This is a genomic window from Kribbella sp. NPDC020701 (assembly GCF_055562215.1).
The window spans coordinates 28,900-46,012 of sequence record NZ_JBVHFT010000021.1 but is presented as its reverse complement, the minus strand read 5'-3'; the positions used below and the strand labels follow the sequence as shown (position 1 = coordinate 46,012).

The window sequence follows — 17,113 nt, the reverse complement described above, 5'->3', positions numbered from 1 at the left end:
ACCCGAACCCGCTGATTTACGGCTGAGGCTGATCATCGTTTGCCGATGATGAGCGAAAGCTCTTACTGGCAAGGGATTCGGGGGTGGTCTCGTGCACATCGGCTCTCATCGCTGACCATCCTCTCGCGCTGATTGAGGTGCGTAAAGGGGTGCGCCGGTAGCGGTGCTCGGCTGTGAGGTTCACGAGTTGACGCTGGCGGGAGCTGAATTGGAACGCACCGGTCGTCGGCGCTCGTCTGGCACCTCGTCGTCCGCCCGCCTCGTCGACGAAGTGGCCGGCACGCCGAGGATCACCCTGTTATCGCTGTCGATCAGGCCGATCGGACCGCCAGCAGGCGGTCCGATCGGACGACGGGACGAGATCATCGGCCGGTGACCTGGCCATGGTCAATCCGGGCCAAGGTCAGTCCGGCTGTCCCGGCTGGACCGGGCCGATGCGGTAGGGCCGCATCATCTCGTTGTCCTCGTGCTCGACGATGTGGCAGTGCCAGACGAACTGGCCGGGTGTGGTGAATCGCATGCGCACCCGGGTCACCTGGCCCGGCAGGGCCGTAACGGTGTCCTTGACGCCGGTCTCCCATGACTCGGGTGGCGTCGGGACCGAGCCGGGCACCACCTGCACCGCCCCGGTCTCCTCGTCGACGAGGATGTCCTGGCGGTTCACCACCTCGAAGGCCACCTCGTGGATGTGCATCGGATGCGCGTCCGCGGTGGCGTTGTAGATCTCCCAGACCTCGGTCGCTCCCAGCGCGGGATTCTCGCTCACCGGATCCATCCAGAGCTTCTCGACGGCGATGCCCGCGTCGACGATGCCCAGCAACGCCTCGACGGGTCCCTCGATCTCTTCCTCCTCCGTTTCGTCGAAGCCGATGTCCGCCTTCTCGATCAGCGCCAGCCGTCGTGTCACGGTCGCGGTCGGCAGCGGTGCGCGGGCCGGTAGCCGGAGGAACAGCGGCGGCGTGGTCGGGTCGGGAGCGATGGCCGGCACGACCCGGAACTGCAGTATCTGGCCCGTCGAGTTCTCGTCCGCGGGGTCGAAGTCGACGCCGGGGACGCCGCCGCCGTACGGCTCGTCGGGACCGACGTTGCGCAGGACGTAGTTGCCCACCGGCACGTTGGTGAAGTCCACGATCAGGTCGGCACGCTCGGCGAGCGCCATCAGCAACCGGTTCCCGTTGGTCGCGGTGAGGTTTACCGGCGCCGTCAGGAAGCCGCCCTCGTTGCCGATCGCCCACACCTCGACACCCGGGATCTGGTTGAAGTCCAGGATCAGGAAGCGGGACTGGCAGCCGTTGAGGAACCGCAGCCGGTACCGCCGCTTCTGGACGGTCTGGAACGGCCAGGTGTTGCCGTTCACCATCGTCATGTTCCCGAAGAACTCCGGGTTCCAGATCGGCGAGAACGGCCCGTCCGGGATGTAGGGACCGACGAGCTCGTCGAAGAACGTGCGGGTGTCGGGATAGAACAACGACCCGTTGGAGTTGAACGAGCGGTCCTGGATCGCGATCGGGATCTCGAGGTAGGTCTTGTTCGGCGGGAACTGGTCGTTCTCCATGGGCGCCGGGCCGGGGAGCACCGCGACGGCACCGGACCGGCTGTCCAACACTGCCTTGTCGCCCGCCGGGCCGCCGCGCACGATGTAGAAGCCGGCCGGGCCGGCGTAGACATTCAGCCTGGTCATGCCCAGCGTGTGGTCGTGGTACCAGATGGTCGAGGCGCGGTTTTGATTCGGGTACTGAAACGTCGCGAATCCCGGCCCCCACGCCACTCCGAAAGCGGCGGACGCCTTGCCCGCGAAGAAGTCGTACCAGGTGCCATTCGTCGCGTAGCCGCCCGGCAGGTTGCCGGCCGCCGGAAGATACCAGGCCTCCGCGTACCCGTCGCTCTCGTCACCAACACCGACGGCGCCATGCACATGCGTGACCATGGGGACGGGGCCCGTGTACGGGCCCGGCGTCGGCTGGCCAGTGAAGTCCGGACGGTCGTCTCGTTGCGTGGTGCCGCCCGGCGGGTTCGCCCAGTGCAACGTGGGGTCGACCGGCAGCAGGTGCGGCCGATAGTTGCCTCCTGCATCGACCAGGTCGTTGATCCACTTGATCCGCACCGGTCGGTTGACCTGGGCCTCGATAGTCAGCGAGGGCGCGTTGTGGATGAGCAGACCGCGACGGCTCGCCGCTGCGACCGCGCCGTACCCCCACACAGTGGTGGCGGGTAGCGGAGCCGGCAGGATCTGCTGCGAGATCTGCTGCATCGAGATCTCGTAGTAGTCCGCGGGCTTGCCGCCCGGCATGACCAACGTCCCGGCCTTCGGCATCACCGGCGGGATCAGCATCGCCGTCTGGAACTTGGGCACCAGATGCGGATTCAGAGTGCCGCCAGGAATCTGGGCCAGGGCTTTGACCCCACCCCCGGGCAGGTAGGTGTACAGCGCGAAGCCGATGCCCGTTCCACCCACCGCCTTGATGAACGTGCGCCGACTGAGCGGCCTGACTGCTTCGCTGTGACGAGCCATCGCACACCCCCACGACTTCGTGAGCAACACGGTGTCGGGCCGGGGCGTGGCGGCCGACGCCGCCTGAATGCTCTCAGGGTCGGCAGGGCTGCGGGCGGCTGTCAGGGACTTCTTGCTCCAATTCGGAAGGCGCAGGACTCTATCCAGGACCTACCGGTGTCCGGTCGCCAGCGACCAGGCCGTCGCCGTCCAAGGCACGCGCCGGGCCCAGTGTCGGTTCGGCAGCAGACCTTCGGCCCTGCAGGAGACCCGGCGCGACCAGCAGGATCGTGGCGAGGTGAGGCTGATGTTCCGGACCTGCGCGGGCAGCGCGAACTGATAGCGCACCGGGCACGCCGTACACAGCACCACCGCGTTTGACGTCGGTGGGCAGTGGACCCAGGTGCTGGTCGGCTGGGACAGGGTGGTGGCCTCGGTGCAGGATCAGGCGATCAGCGCCGCACCCGCTGATCGGGTCTCGGCGAGGTGGGCGGCAAGTCGGCCACAAGCTCTTTAGTAGGGAAACACCACCCCTTTGTCGGTCCACGTGACCCCTTTGTTGCGGCACAGACAGAAGGGATGCCCGACCGGGTCGGTGTAGACCCGCCAGCCGTAGCCCTCGGGTCCGATGAAGTCCTTGTGCAGTGTCGCGCCGAGTTCGACGACGCGGCGCTGTTCGGGCTCGATCTCGTCCACTTCGAAGTCGAGGTGGAACTGCTTGGGGTGTTCGTCGTCGGGCCAGCGCGGGGCGCGGTAGCCGTCCACCCGCTGGAAGGCCAGTTCGATCTCGCCGAAGGCGATGCCGGCCCAGTTGTCCTGGTCGTGGCTGTTCCTGATGGGGCGGTCTGTCACCGCGGCGTAGAAGGCCGCCAGCTTCATCGGGTCCGGGCAGTCAATGATGAAATCCGTGAGTTGTAGCATCACGCGATCGTGCCACGGGTTAAGAGGTAGCCAATATTGCGCAGCGCGGCATCCAGTCGTCCGGTCCAACTGCCGTGGGGGACCCGCTGACCCGGCGCTACCGGCTGCCGAGAGAGGTGGCCGAAGTGACGACGGACCGCGACCTCGACGACGCGTCCGCTGCCGGTTCGGCCGGTTCGGCCGCCACCGTGACAGAGGCGAGTCGGTAGGTCCGGTCGGGGGTGCGGTGTTGCAGCTGTAGCTGGCCTGGCTGGTCGAACAGGACGTCGACCACGGCGCGCTCCGAGGGCGCAAGCAGCACCTCGGTGACCAGTTCCTCGTGTTCGTAGCGGCCGCTGTCTCCGCCAACGAGCTTCATACGCGCGCCTGGCAGCTGGACGTTGAACACCCGGGTGTTGGCGGTGTTGGTCAGCCACAGCCGTACGACTTCGCCGACCCTGGCGGTCAGCGCCAGGTTGGGCTCGCCGCCAATCAGCGGCGTGTTGCCGAACCGGCCCATAGCCGTGTGGGTTGTCTCCGACGGGCTGAAGGAGGCGATCTTGCCGTCTTCCAGTAGGACGTCGTCCAGGGTGAGGACAATGTCCCGGTCGGCGAGCGGCCAGTAGTGCGGCTCTGCCGGCACCACGACGATGTTGCCGTAGAGGCCCATCTCTTGGCCGTAGTCCTCGCGGATGTGCGGGTGGTACCAGTACAGGCCTGGGTCGGGGAAGCGGATGCGATAGGTGAAGCTGCCATCGACCGGGATCGGGAGCTGGGTCTCGTGCGGGACGCCGTCGTACTTGTTGTCCAGTCGCAGCCCGTGCCAGTGCACGGTCGTGTCCAGGTCCCCGCTGTTGGTGACGTTGACGACGACCTCTGAGCCCTGCTGGACCTTGAGTGTGGGGCCCGGGATGGAACCGTTGTATCCCAGCATCCGCACGGTGGAGTCGCCCAGGCGCTTGGCGACCGGACCGACGTGTAGGTCGAACGCCTCACCGTCGGTTATCTCAAGCAGCTCGGGCCTGGTGGCCTCCGGCAGTCCGGAGGGGTCGGTGGGAAACGCCTTCTGAGAGCTGGGCGTTTCGGGATGAGCCTCATGTTGCATGATCACTGCCTTCCTAGTCGTACCCGGACCCGACCATCAGCCCAGCCAGGTGCGCATGGCCTCGGTCGTATCCCGCCGAGATCTTCCTGGCGTTGTCAGTTCTGTGGCCCACCGTTGCAGTTGCTCGTGGGTCGCCCGCTGTGACTGATGCTGTGCGCCGGAGTAATAGCCGTTGTGGGGGTGAATCTGCCCGGACCAGACTCCGAAGTCTTGCTCGATGATCCGTGGAGCCGCCATCTCGTCCACATCCTTCGTCACTCGTGGTTTGGTCTGTCCCTGCTGGTTCGCTGTGTCTCGATGCTCGAGCGCCGGCCTTGCCGCGCACTGTCCGGGCGCTGTCCGCGCCTGCAGCCCCCGGACAGGTCCAGGCGGGCAGAGGGGACAGGACTGTCGCCGAGGTGGCAGCGGCTACCGTGCTCGCTGGTGACGTCTGGCTGCCGTCGGGCAGGACGAACGTCTGCTCGGCTCGGCAGAATCGGCGCCAGCGCCGTTCCGGTCGAACAGGAAGCCGGTGAACACGCCGACGGCATAACTGCATGCGGGTCATCGCCGGCAGGCAGCGGCCAGTAGTACGTGGCCTTCGGGGCGATCGTGAAGTAGTAACTCCGGATCCGTCCGATGGCACGGGCGTAGTACGCGTCATGAACGGCCAGGTCGGCAAGCCGGGCGTAGCTGGTCAGACCCAGCGCAAGCAGTGCCGGCAGTCGGTCGCACCGTGCGCCGGGTGGCTGGACGCTGTGGCTGGAGGTTGCGGACAGCGATCAGACAGACCTGGATCGCACGCTGGGGTGGTCAACAAGACCCTCCGTTGGAAGGTGTGCACACCATGCGGCACCTGAGCTTGTTCGTCGGCGGCATGGGGTGCCGCCGCTGCGTACGAGAGGTCACGGCACGGCTTCGCGACGTTCCCGGCGTGGAGACCGTCGTCGCCGACGTGAGCCGCTCCCAGGTTCGACTCGGCGGCACGATGGCCGTTGGCGACGTCCTCGCCGCGTTCGCCGGATCCACCTACGCGGCACGGCTTCTTGATGACCCAGCGCCAGCGGTTGATCCGTGACGCACCGATCGGCGTCGACAGGACCGGGACAGCGCGAAGACAGTGCCGTTCGTGACGCTCCTCCGCACAGCCATCGTCGGCTGATCGTCACGAAAGAAGGGCACATCATGTCTTCCACCACACCATCTGCGGTGAGGCCGCGTAGTCGGCGTTGGCTGGCGTTGGGGCTTATCGCCGCGGCTCAGTTCATGGTCATCATGGACACGTCGATCATCGGGGTGGCCCTGCCGCGGCTGCAGGACGACCTCGGGTTCTCGCCGCAGGACCTCAGCTGGGTCTTCAACGCGTACGTCGTTGCCTTCGGCGGGTTGTTGCTGCTCGGCGGACGCCTGTCCGACCTGCTCGGTGCGCGCCGGATCTTCGGGTTGGGCTGGGCGATCCTCGCGGTCGGCTCGCTGGTGGCCGGTTTCGCGGGCAACGCCCCAGTCGAGCTCACAGGGCGAGCGGTCCAGGGCGCTGGATCCGCGCTCATCGCGCCGGCCGCGCTGACTCTGCTTTTCACGATCTTCGGAGCGACTCCCAAGGAGCTGACCAAGGCGCTCGCCCTGTATGGCGCGGCCGCTCCGGCGGGTGGCACCGCCGGAGTCTTTCTTGGCGGCGTCCTGACGCAGTACGCCAGTTGGCCGTGGGTCTTCTTCATCAACGTGCCGCTCGCGGTCGTGGTCCTGCTGCTTCGTCGGTCGGCCATGCCGGCGGGCATGACCCAGCGCGGGTCGGTTGATCTGGCCGGCGCGGCGACGGTCACAGCGGGCGTCGCGGCGATCGTGTTCGCCGTCGTCCGCGCACCGGAGTCGGGCTGGACCTCCGGTACAACGGTGCTGGCCGGTCTCGGTGGGGTCGCCCTGCTGGGGCTGTTCGTCACGCTCCAAGCCCGTCAGCGGCGCCCGTTGGTGCGGCTCGGGATCTTCAAGGCGCCGAACCTGGCCGCGTCGAACGCTGCCCAGTTCCTGCTCGGCGCCGCGTGGATTCCGATGTTCTTCTTCGTCAACCTCTACCTGCAGCAGGTGCTGGGGCTCGGCGCCTTCGCCAGCGGAGCGGCGCTGCTTCCGCTCACCATCACCATCATGGTCGGGATGATCACGGCCGCGCCGAAGCTCATCGGCCGCTTCGGCCCGAAGACCATGACCGTGGCCGGGCTGGCCACGTTGGCGGCAGGGCTCGTCTGGCTGTCGTTCGTCAGTGCCGACGGCAGCTTTGTGGTCGATGTGCTACCGGCGACGCTGGTCACGGCGGCTGGGATGGCGATGGCGTTCATTCCGTCCCTGGGCATGGCGCTGTCGGCCGCCGCACCCGAGGAGGGCGGTCTCGCCGCAGGGATCGTGAACACCAACTATCAAGTGGGCTCGGCGTTGGGCCTGGCCGGGATGACCGCAGTCGCCGCCGCCTTCGGTGCTGACCAAGCCACTGACGTCGCCGAGCTGACCAACGGGTTCTCGGCCGGGCTCATCGGCGCCGCGGCGATCGCTGCCGTAGGCGCACTGCTCGCTGCCGCGTGGCTGAAGTCTCCCAAGCCGCAATCCCCAGCGTCGGCGGACGACCGGTCTGCCACGGTCGCCGGCCACTGAGATCTGCCGGGTCGGCTCGGCATCGTCGCCGAGCCGATCCGGCAAGCAAACGGACAGAAACCTGCCTCGAGGAGGCTCCCATGACCAATCTGCTGCTGACCAACGCGGCGTTGCTCGACCTCGACACCGGCGCCCGCCATGAGGGTTTCTCGGTGCGGGTCGAGGGCGACCGGATCGTCGACGTCGCCGTGAACCGCACGCTGACCACCGACGCCACCGTAGCCCGCATCGACGCCGACGGCCTGACCCTGATGCCCGGCCTGATCGACGCCCACGTCCACGCCGGGCTGACAACGCTCGACCTCGGGGCGCTCGCCCATCGACCGCCGACCCGACTCGGGATCGAGGCCAAGAACGTCCTGGAAGGGATGCTGCAACGGGGCTTCACCACCGTGCGTGATGCCGGTGGCCTGGACCGCGGTCTGCAGGAATCGCTCGACGCCGGGCTTGTGCAGGGGCCACGCGTCTTTCGGTCCGGCCGCGTTCTGAGTCAGACCGGTGGTCACGGCGACACGCACCCGCCGAGCAACGAGCCGCACCTGTGTGCCTGCCACATCGAAAGCACCCAGTTCGCCCACATCGCCGATGGCCGGACGCCGTGCTGTGCGCGAGGAGCTCAAGAACGGTGCTCACCAGATCAAGGTGATGGCCGGAGGAGGCGTTGCGACCGCGTCGGACCCAGTCGACATGGTGCAGTACACCGCAGACGAGATTCGCGCCGCGGTCCAGGAGGCGGCGTCACGACGTACGTACGCGTTCGCCCACGCCTACGTGCCCGATGCGATCGTCCAGGCGGTCGAGGCCGGGGTGCGCTCGATCTAGCACGGCAACCTGCTCGACCAGGCTTCCGCGGCCTTCATGGCCGAACACGGCACGTTCCTCGTGCCGACGCTCGTGGTCTACGAGCAGATCGCCGAGCTTGGCCGACAGTGGGAGTTCCCGGCAGCAAGCCTCGCGAAACTCGACGAGGTCCGTCGTGCCGGCCAACGGGCGATCCGCATCGCCCCCCGACGCCGGTGTCCGGGTCGGCTTCGGCACCGACCTGCTCGGTGAGACGCATCCCGCGCAGAGCCGCGAGCTGCTCCTGCGCGCCCAGGTGCAGTCGCCGCTCGATGTACTGCGTTCCGCCACCGTGATCAACGCCGATCTTCTCTGGCGTCGCGGAGAGCTCGGCGTCATCGCACCGGGAGCCCTGGCCGACCTGTTGCTGGTCGATGGCAACCCGCTCGAGGATCTCGAGATCCTGACCCTCCACGACAAGAGCCTGCGCTTGGTCGTACGCAACGGCGACGTCGTGGTGGACAACACGCACGGTTGAGAGCCGGTCGCCGCGGGCACACCCCGAAGCCGCTTGACCCGATGTACGGACAATCCAGGAGAACTCATGACCAATCCTGACGCGGTGTGCCCACCGCCGCGCGCCGCGCAAACACCGTTCGTTGCGGCGTTGGGAGGCAGGCGCGGCCTCGTCGACGGTGCTCTGCCACCTGTTGTCTTCGTGGCCATCAACGCCTTGGCCGGCCTTGTGACCGAAAGCCACGCTCTATGGTTGGCGATCGTGGCCGCGACGACGACTGGCCTGGGTCTCGTGACGCGGCGCGTCGCACGAGGAGAGCCGCTGATGGGTGCCCTGCGGGCCTCGCCGGCCTGGCCGTCGCGATCCTCTTCGCGGCCTGGAGGGGACAGGCGCGCGACTTCTTCCTGCCCGGTATCTATGTCGACGCCGGCTATGGAATCGCGTTCTTCGCCAGCGTCCTGCTGGGGCGGCCGATGGTCGGCTACATCTATCCCTTCGGGTTCAAGCTCTGCCGAAGCTGGCGTGAGAATCGGAGGTTACGCAAAGCCTTCGCTGTTGCGACGCTGGGTTGGTCCGTGATCTTCGCGGCGCGCGCCGCCGCACAGACGTTCTTCTACGAAGTCGACCAGCCTGAGGTGTTGGCCTTGAGCAAGCTGCTTCTTGGTTGGCCGGTGACCGTACCTGCGGTTGCACTCACCCTCGCAGTCGCTCGGCGTGCCGGCTCGCACCGTTGCCGCGCCCCGGACAGTCAGGAAGGATGATCAGAACGGGGGGAGGGAAGCGATGTGAACGACGTGCGTTTCGGGCTGCTCGGCCCCATGGAGATCACCGTCGGCGGGCGGGCAGTGACCCTACCCGGTGCCGCCGAGCGCGCACTGCTGGCGCAGCTGCTCCTCTCGCCCGGCCGCACCATCCCGGCCACCCTGCTGATCGACCGTCTGTGGTCCGAATCAGCGCTTCCGATGGACCCGATGAACGCCCTGCAGATCCGGGTGTCCAAGCTGCGACGCGCCCTCAAGGGCATCGGCATTCCCGAAGTCGTGACTCGGGAAGGTGTTGGTTACCGCGCCAACGTCGACCCTGCGGTTGTGGACGCCGTCGACTTCGACGCCCGCATCCGGACCACGCGTGCGAACGCCAACGCCGCCGGCTCCGACGACGACGTCGACCATCTTCAGGCCTACGACGACGCGCTGGCACTGTGGCGAGCAGAACCGCTCTCGGACTTCAACACACAGCACTGGGCCCTGGCTGAGGCGGCGCGCCTCACCGAGCTCAGGCTGGCCGCTCTCACCGAACGAGCGCAGATCGCCCTCGTGCTCGGTCGGAATCATGAGGTTGCCGCCGACCTCGAACCGCTCGTCGCCAACGACCCGAACCTGGAATCCTTGGCCGGCTTGCTGATGGTGGCGCTGTACCGCAGCGGCCGGCAGGCCGACGCGCTCGACGTCTACACCCGGACACGCGAGACTCTCGACGACGAACTCGGTCTCGAACCGTCGGTATCCCTTCGTTCCTTGCATGAGCGTGTGCTCCGCCAAGACGAGTCGCTGGGCGCACAACCTGAAATCTCTCCACCGGCGCCCATCGCCACGCCGGTCCAGCGACGCCGCGCACACGACGACCGTGCTGCCCCGACGAACCTGCCGGCCGTCGTACGGCCTCTGATCGGCCGCGATGCCCAACTCGACGCACTGACCCAGCTTCTGGGTGGCGTACGACTGATATCCCTGATCGGACCCGGTGGAGCAGGCAAGACTTCACTGGCGCTGGCAACCGCTGTGCGCACAGCCAACTCATTCCCAGACGGTGCGATCGGCGTGCGTTTGGGCTCTGTCAGCACACCCGACCAAGTCCCACTCGCCGCAGCCGACGCTCTCGGCGTACCGCTGGACGGCGCGGCGGCGGACAGGGACGTCCACGAACGGCTGATCGCCTACCTGGCACGTCGTCGGATGCTGTTGCTCGTCGACAACTGTGAACACGTCATCGACGCGGCCGCTGAGCTCATCGACGAAGTCCTCGGTCGCTGCCCCGAGATCACCGTGCTCGCCACGAGTCGCGAAGCTCTTGCCGTACCAGACGAGGTCCAGGTGGCCGTCGGACCGCTCGAGACGGCGCCGGAGGGGACGACCGCGTCGCGCATCCTCGCGTACCCGGCGTCCCAACTTTTCGTCGAGCGTGCGCGCGCCGTGCGACCAGGGGCCGTATTCGGTGCCGACGACCTACTCGCGATCGGTCGCATCGCCCGTGCACTCGACGGCATCCCGCTTGCCCTCGAACTCGCCGCAGCACGGACGGCCTCGATGTCGGCCGCAGAGATCTCGGACCGACTCGACCAGCGGTTCTCGCTTCTGACCTCCGGCGCGCGTACCGCCGAGGCCCGGCAACAGACGCTGAGGGCAACTGTCGACTGGAGCTACGCGCTGCTCAGTGAGCCCGAGCAGCGTGCGTTCTGTCGGCTGTCGGTCTTCCACGGCGGCTGGACGCTGTCCGCGGCCGAGGCTGTCGTCAGCGACGACACAATGCCGGTTGGGGAAGTCCTCGACACGATGGGCCGGCTGGTCGAGAGGTCCATGGTCGTTGCCGAGCCTGGGCCGACGACGCGGTACAGGATGCTGGAGACGCTGCGGCAGTACGCCGCTGAACGTCTGGGGGCTGCCGGGGGAGATCGCCAGACGTTGGAGCGGCGTCACGCGCTGTACTACGGCGACTTTGCGCAGGAGGCGGAGATGGCGCTCCGCGGACCTGGTCAGCGCGCCGCTCTCCAACGGCTGCGTGACGACCAGCCAAACATCCGGGCAGCCCTCGCGTGGCTCGGCCAGTCCGGAGATGTGGACTCCGCACTCGACATGGCGGGCGCACTGGGTCTGTTCTGGCACCTGGGGCGGCATCTCGAAGGTCGCGAGGTGCTGGCCCGGCTGCTCGCATCTGACCGCGGCACGCCCGCCGCGCGGGCTCGGGCGCTCCAGGCGGTCTCGCTGGTCGAACGTCCCCGTGCCTGCCTGGTGCACCCGAGTCCACTGTGCGCGCAAACAGCGCAGGAGAGCCTTGCTATCTTCGAGCAGGTTGGCGACGCATCGCGCGCCGCCTTGTCGCGGGTGCTGCTCGCTGTCGAGGGCGTCACCGGCGCGAATCGCGAACGGTCCGACCAGTTGCTCCGCGAGGCGCAGGAACAGTTCTCTCAGGACGGCGATCTCTGGGGTGAGGCCGTGATCGGCTTCGTGCGCACGGAGACTGCACTGAAGAGCGGTGACGAGGAGACTGCCGCACCGATAGGCCACGCGACAGCCGCCGCCTTCAGGCAGCTCGACGACCCGTGGGGCCTTTCGGCGATCCTGTACCACCTCGGCTGGGGACTGCGACAGTTCGGGCGCTATCAGGACGGAGCGCGCGTGCTGGAGGAGGCCATCGACGTCGCCAACGGCGCCGGGCTCTACAACACAGTCCAATGGGCCCTCGCCGACCTCGGTATCGCGCGGCTCCACCTGGGTGATGTCGACGCCGCCCAGAACCTCTTCGACCAGGCTGCTGCCGCGTCCGAGCACATCGGCGACGGCGCCGGGACGATCCTGGCAGGCTACGGCTACGGGCTTCTCGCCCAGGTCCGCGCTGACTGGGCCGAGGCGCGTGCCCGATTCCAGGAGGCCGAACTCGGGTTCCGAACACTCGGTACGCCGGTACCCGAAGGACTCGCGCTGGCAGGTCTAGCCCGCTGCGACGAGGCCGAAGGGAATGCTGCGTCCGCGCACGAGCGCTACGAAAATGTACTCAACGCCGGACGGCGCGTCGGCGAGCCTGGCCTCACAGCGACCGCGCTCGAGGGACTCGCCCGGCTACAGTCCCGGGAAGGTGAGCCGGCCAGAGCTGAGAAGCTACTCGCGGAGGCAACACAACTCCGCCAAAACTCCGCCAGGCCCGCGCCGCCACACGAACGCAATACAGTCGCTACCGACCGTCTGTGATCCGGACCGGGCCGCCAGGACTCGCGGTCAGGTTGCGCAGACCGCTGCAGCGTTTGCCGGACCCCATGCCGACCTCGGCGTCCGAGATCCGCGGAACGATCTGCTCCATCGCGGCAGCGCCGACTGCCGTTATGCGCTTCGATACGCCGTCCGCCGTGGATGACAGGTCACGCCCGCGTGCGCTACGTAGCTTCAGAACCGGGGACTGGCAACGAAGATGCGGTCCCAGCCCGCGCGTCACGCGCTTTGGGAGCAGGCAGCCGCACGCCGGAGCACGACCGCGACGAGCGGCCCGCCGACGATGAGCGTCAACCAGACGATGGAGATCACGATGATCTCGAAGAGATCTCCGCGATCGATTCCGCGCGCTGCCGAAACGGCGACGAGCGCGACGACCACGGCCGCGAAGCTCCCAACGAACAGCCAGCGGATCGTGCGCTCGATCTTGCTCCCCTGCATGAAGACCGGAGCGACACAGGCGAGGGCGAGGCTCATCAGTAAGTATCCGAGCTCCTCGAGAGCGATAAAGACGCCGTTCGGGTTGTACTGCGTGAGGATCGCCCAGCCGTCGAGCTGGCCCTTCTCGAGACTCGGTTGCATCACCGTGACTTGGATGAAGTAGTCGATCAGAAGCACCGCGGCAGCGATGATCGCGAGGCACACCCCGAGCAAGCTGAAGATCTTCCGCCTCGGAGCGGCGTACTCGTGAACCGACGCGAGCAACGCGACGAAGAGGAGCATCACCAGCATGGCCGGGTACATCCACAGGTAGTCTCCCGGCCATTGCTCGGCGATCACATCGCTCGCGAACGGATAGGGGACGTCGTTCGGACGAGCCGTCAACGCCAAGGCGAAGGCGACGACCGTAAGGCCGGCCGTGCCAAACGCGATCGAGGACCCGAAACGCAAGGCGGCGCGAGAGCTCGTGCTTTCGGACGGCGACGGACTGGCTGGCGTCTCCTCACGGCCGGTCATCGTGGCCCATGCTTGCACGGGCGATGGAGTTCTCGTTGTCGGCCACGATGGTTCCTCCCTCGAGAAGTTGCCTCGATCGTGCCAGCTCGTCCCCCGCCGAGACGGGAACAACACCCGCGCTCCAATGCGGAGAAGAGCACCACCAACGCCGGCTGATCGCCTGGACGCGGGCCGGCAGGCCTTGCTGTTGTAGGGAGCAACGTCGTCTCGCAAGCCGGTCCCGCAACGGGACACGGTAGGCGGATCCAGTTGGCAATTCCCTGAAATGAGGACTGGTCCCTCCGGCCGGAGTGGCTCATGGTCGTCGCGCTGCCTCCTCGAGGCTTCTGATCCACGCCCTCCTGGCATAGGCGTGGCGTGTCCTCCGCGCTGTTGGCATCGGTGTTATGCGCTGCCGAGAGATCCGATCAGGCCCGCCGACGACGACGGCGCGTCAGGCGGCTCTCTCGGCCTGATGATTGCCCTCCATGAGGGCGCTCCGCGCAACTGTGTGATCGCTTGGCCGACTGGCAGCCAAGCGATCACACGGGTTCAGGCCCGGTCAGCGGCCAAGGTGCCGATCACGGCCTTGATGTCCGCTTTCGGGCCTCTGTTGTAAGGGAGTTTGGACAGCAGCATGCCCAATGCGCAGGTGTTGGTGACTGCGGCGAATGCGAGCCCGGCACCGAGGGCGGTGCCGACCAGGTGCGCGCCGGGAACCACAAGACCGGCCAGCCCGCTGACCAGCACGGTGGTCCCGGCCGCCAGGCGCACTTGGCGTTCGAGGTCCCAGCGGGGCTTGCCGTGCATCACCGGGCATTGCGCGGCTTCCCAGGCGAGCATGCCGCCGGCGAGTACGCGTAGATTCGGCAGGCCCGCTTCGGCGAGGGCCTGCTGGGCCTGGCCGGCCCGGTTGCCGGAGCGGCAGATCAGCACGACCTGTTCGTCGAGGTGCTGCCGCAACTCCGTGCGGTGCTCGCGCAGGGTGTCGAGCGGGACGTTGTACGAACCCGGGATGTGCGCGGTATGGAACTCGCCCGGGGTCCGCACGTCCAGCAGCCGCGGGGCGCCCTTGCCGCGCAGTAGCTCGCGCAGGAGGGCGGGAGTCAGCTTTTCGGTCGGTCTCGATGACGGTTCGGTGGTGGAAATGACTGCCTCGCAAGAAGAGTTTGGATTGAGTAAATGGGCATGACGTCAGTGCCGGGCGCCGGCCTCCGGTGAACAGGAGCCGGGCGCCGTATCCGGCGAGCAGGTCGGACACGTGATCCCGGCCGGTGTGCCGACGCAGGCTAGCGACGCCGGATGACCGCAGCCCTGCGGCTCAGCCGCGGCCGAGCAGCTTGTCAAACCAGCCGGTTCGGCCGGTCGGCTCGGCGGCGTGGCCGGAGCATCGACGGGAGGCGGCGACGCCTGCCATGACCTGCTTGACGTGTTGACCGCATCCGGCCCAGGTCGTCTTGCCGCACGTTTTGCAGGTGACTGTTCTGCACATGGTGGTTCTCCTTCGGATGGTCGGGTTGTGCTGGACAGTGGGTGGGGGTCAGATGAGTGCGGGCACGGCCTGCCAGGCGGTGTAGCCGGCGACCAGCACGAGCAGCACCGTGAACGCTGTCTGGAGTTTGGTGGTGTCGAGGCGCGCCGTCAGCCGGGCGCCGGTCCAGCCGCCCAGGACTGCCACTGCGGTGAGCACCGCAACCAGGCTCCAGTCCGGTTGGGTGCCGGTGCCGGCTCGGACCGCCAGCGCCGACGCCGAGGTGATGGTGATGACGACTAGCGAGGTTCCGGCGGCATACTCCATCGGCAGCTTGAGCGCGAGCATCAGGGCTGGGACCACGAGGAAGCCGCCGCCGACTCCGAGGAAGCCTGTCAGCATGCCGACGGCGGTGGCAGTGACGAGCACCTTGAGTGCTTGCGGGCATTGGCAGGCGAACCTGGGCGAGAACGTGATGATCGGGTTGTCGACGTGCGCGGACCGGTGTTCGCCCGGTAGGCCATGACGAGTCCGGGTCTGGCGTACGACCAGCACTGTGGCGATCACGAGGAGCAACGCGGCGAAGGCGGCCAGGAGTACGGGCCCTGGGATCAGGCTGGAGGCTTTCGCGCCGGCCGCGGCGCCGCCGATGGCGGCCACGCCGAACGTCAGGCCCCTTGCCAGTAGCGCGGTGCCGGAGCGGTAGGCGGTGACGGCTCCGACCATGGCGGTGAGGCCGACGATGACGAGCGACCCCGTTGTCGCCTGTGCCGGGGACTGCCCGAGGACGTAGACGAGGACAGGGACGGCGAGGACGGACCCGCCGCCGCCGAGCGCGCCAAGGCTGAGCCCGATGAGCGCGCCCGCTACGGCTGCGATCGCCAGTGTCACGCTTTCGTGCCCGCCAGCGGCAGACCTGCGGGCTTGGCGTTGTCGAAGGAGTCGTCGATCGCGACCAGGGAGTGCCCGAAGGCGTCGAGCAGCGATGCGGCGACCGATGCGCGGTAGCCGCCGGCGCAGTGCACCCAGACCTCGCCGCCGGGGATCTCGGACAGCCGGCTGGGCAGCTCGTGAATCGGGATGTTGAGCGCCCCTTCGATCCGGGAGTCCGCGAATTCGTCGCTGCGGCGCACGTCGAGCACGGTGACGTCTCGGTGGTGGCGGACCTGGGCAAGGTCGGCGAAGGTCGCGATCGGGAACGCCGCGACGCGGCGTCCGGTGCCGGCGACCCAGTCCTCGGGCTTGCCGGTGGCGTGCGCTGCCGGCCGGTCGATGCCGATCCGGACCAGCTCACGCTGGGCCTCGGCCACGTCTTTGGCCGTCTCGCCGAGGAGGGTGAGGGGGGTGCCCCATTCGATCAGCCAGCCCAGGTAGGTGGCGAAGGCGCCGTCGAGCCCGAAGTTCAGCGAGCCGGGCACATGCCCGGCTGCGAACAGGGTGCGGGTGCGCAGGTCCACGACCCATTCCCCGGCATCGATCCGTCGCCGCAGCTCGGCGGGTTCTGCCCTGGTCGGCGTCGAGAGGTCCGGCTCGGCCGGGCCTGCGGTGTTGGCCGGTGCCATGTGTGCGTAATAGGCGGGGTAGGCGCTGAGTCCGGCGAGCAACTCGCGGACGTAGGTCTCCTCGTCCTGGATGAGCACCGGATTGGTCTGCCTCTCCTGTCCGATCGTCGACGACGATGCCTCGGACTGGGTTGCGGAGCAGAACGATCCGAAGCCATGGGTCGGGAACACCTCGGCTGTGTCGGGCAGCAGAGCGGCGAGCTTGTGGGCCGAGGCGTGCTGTGCACGAACCAGGTCGTCGGTGTGGTCAGGACCGAGCAGGTCGGGGCGACCTGTGGCGCCGTACAGCAAGGATCCGCCGGAGAAGACGGCTACTTGCGCGTTGCTGGCCGCGTCGGTGAGTGTGTACGACAGGTGGGTGAAGGTGTGTCCCGGTGTGGCGATCGCGGTGACTCGCATCCGTGGACCGATCTCGACGACCTCACCGTCCCGGATCGGCGTGCGCTCGAAGGACACCTTGTCCCTGGCGTTGACCAGGTACGCCGCACCGGTTCGCCGAGCCAAGGCCAGACCTCCGGTGACATAGTCGTTGTGGATGTGGGACTCGAACACGTGGGTCAGCCGCAGGCGGTGCCGTTCGAGCAACGCGATCACCCGGTCGATGTCACGCTGGGGGTCCACCACGAAGGCCTGTTCGCCGTCGTGCACCAGATAGCTGCGGTCGCCCAGTGTCGGTGTCTCGAGGGAGATCACCGTGATGCCGGCAGAGTTGGCCGAATGTGTCCGGTCGATGGCTTCAGTCATGT

14 protein-coding genes and 1 pseudogene are annotated in these 17,113 nt (G+C 67.7%); 7 read left to right on the top strand and 8 right to left on the bottom strand.

Annotation, left to right across the window (positions count from 1 at the left end):
* Positions 1-403: 403 nt before the first annotated feature.
* The 3 genes from ACZ3HV_RS37560 to ACZ3HV_RS37550 all read right to left on the bottom strand — a co-directional run bounded on the left by ACZ3HV_RS37560 (position 404) and on the right by ACZ3HV_RS37550 (position 4,496).
* The gene (locus ACZ3HV_RS37560; protein ID WP_465691661.1) at positions 404-2,512 is read right to left on the bottom strand and encodes a multicopper oxidase family protein; all 2,109 of its coding nucleotides are present in this window, start codon (positions 2,510-2,512) and stop codon (positions 404-406) included.
* A gap of 492 nt (positions 2,513-3,004) precedes the next feature.
* Positions 3,005-3,412 (bottom strand): VOC family protein, encoded by a 408-nt coding sequence (locus tag ACZ3HV_RS37555; RefSeq protein WP_465691659.1) that lies wholly within the window; start codon positions 3,410-3,412, stop codon positions 3,005-3,007.
* 97 nt (positions 3,413-3,509) lie between these two features.
* Complete coding sequence (locus ACZ3HV_RS37550; RefSeq protein WP_465691657.1) at positions 3,510-4,496, bottom strand: multicopper oxidase family protein; 987 nt, start codon at positions 4,494-4,496, stop codon at positions 3,510-3,512.
* Between the two features lie 826 nt (positions 4,497-5,322).
* Between ACZ3HV_RS37550 and ACZ3HV_RS37545 the strand changes: the two genes are divergently transcribed.
* The 7 genes and pseudogenes from ACZ3HV_RS37545 to ACZ3HV_RS37515 all read left to right on the top strand — a co-directional run bounded on the left by ACZ3HV_RS37545 (position 5,323) and on the right by ACZ3HV_RS37515 (position 12,380).
* A complete protein-coding gene (locus tag ACZ3HV_RS37545) occupies positions 5,323-5,553 on the top strand; it encodes a cation transporter (protein WP_465691655.1) in 231 nt (76 codons plus the stop codon).
* 107 nt (positions 5,554-5,660) lie between these two features.
* Positions 5,661-7,118 (top strand): MFS transporter, encoded by a 1,458-nt coding sequence (locus ACZ3HV_RS37540; RefSeq protein ID WP_465691653.1) that lies wholly within the window; start codon positions 5,661-5,663, stop codon positions 7,116-7,118.
* Positions 7,119-7,198: 80 nt separating this feature from the next.
* Positions 7,199-7,621, top strand: a pseudogene (locus ACZ3HV_RS37535) (amidohydrolase family protein); the annotation flags it as partial.
* Positions 7,617-7,940, top strand: a complete 324-nt coding sequence (locus tag ACZ3HV_RS37530; RefSeq protein WP_465691651.1) for an amidohydrolase family protein — start codon at positions 7,617-7,619, stop codon at positions 7,938-7,940. The pseudogene ACZ3HV_RS37535 and the gene ACZ3HV_RS37530, both read left to right, overlap by 5 nt.
* 154 nt (positions 7,941-8,094) lie before the next feature.
* On the top strand, positions 8,095-8,436 hold the full coding sequence (locus ACZ3HV_RS37525) for an amidohydrolase family protein (RefSeq protein ID WP_465691649.1): 342 nt from the start codon (positions 8,095-8,097) through the stop codon (positions 8,434-8,436).
* Positions 8,437-8,663: 227 nt separating this feature from the next.
* Entirely contained in the window at positions 8,664-9,176 is a 513-nt protein-coding gene (locus ACZ3HV_RS37520; RefSeq protein WP_465691647.1) for a DUF3159 domain-containing protein, read from the top strand.
* A gap of 24 nt (positions 9,177-9,200) precedes the next feature.
* Positions 9,201-12,380 carry an AfsR/SARP family transcriptional regulator gene (locus ACZ3HV_RS37515; RefSeq protein ID WP_465691645.1) on the top strand — a complete coding sequence of 1,060 codons (3,180 nt, stop codon included), beginning with the start codon at positions 9,201-9,203 and terminating at the stop codon, positions 12,378-12,380.
* On the opposite strand, the gene ACZ3HV_RS37510 is transcribed toward ACZ3HV_RS37515, so the two are convergent.
* The 5 genes from ACZ3HV_RS37510 to ACZ3HV_RS37490 all read right to left on the bottom strand — a co-directional run bounded on the left by ACZ3HV_RS37510 (position 12,364) and on the right by ACZ3HV_RS37490 (position 17,111).
* Entirely contained in the window at positions 12,364-12,489 is a 126-nt protein-coding gene (locus tag ACZ3HV_RS37510) for a hypothetical protein (RefSeq protein ID WP_465691643.1), read from the bottom strand. The two genes, ACZ3HV_RS37515 and ACZ3HV_RS37510, sit on opposite strands and share 17 nt — an antisense overlap.
* A 128-nt stretch (positions 12,490-12,617) precedes the next feature.
* A complete protein-coding gene (locus ACZ3HV_RS37505; protein ID WP_465691641.1) occupies positions 12,618-13,355 on the bottom strand; it encodes a hypothetical protein in 738 nt (245 codons plus the stop codon).
* Between the two features lie 531 nt (positions 13,356-13,886).
* Positions 13,887-14,429, bottom strand: a complete 543-nt coding sequence (locus ACZ3HV_RS37500; RefSeq protein WP_465691843.1) for a rhodanese-like domain-containing protein — start codon at positions 14,427-14,429, stop codon at positions 13,887-13,889.
* A gap of 445 nt (positions 14,430-14,874) precedes the next feature.
* Positions 14,875-15,696: a sulfite exporter TauE/SafE family protein gene (locus ACZ3HV_RS37495; protein ID WP_465691639.1), complete on the bottom strand. Its 822-nt coding sequence runs from the start codon at positions 15,694-15,696 to the stop codon at positions 14,875-14,877.
* Positions 15,693-17,111, bottom strand: coding sequence for a rhodanese-like domain-containing protein (locus ACZ3HV_RS37490; RefSeq protein WP_465691637.1), 1,419 nt, complete (start codon positions 17,109-17,111; stop codon positions 15,693-15,695). The genes ACZ3HV_RS37495 and ACZ3HV_RS37490 overlap by 4 nt, the downstream gene beginning before the upstream one ends.
* Positions 17,112-17,113: the final 2 nt, after the last annotated feature.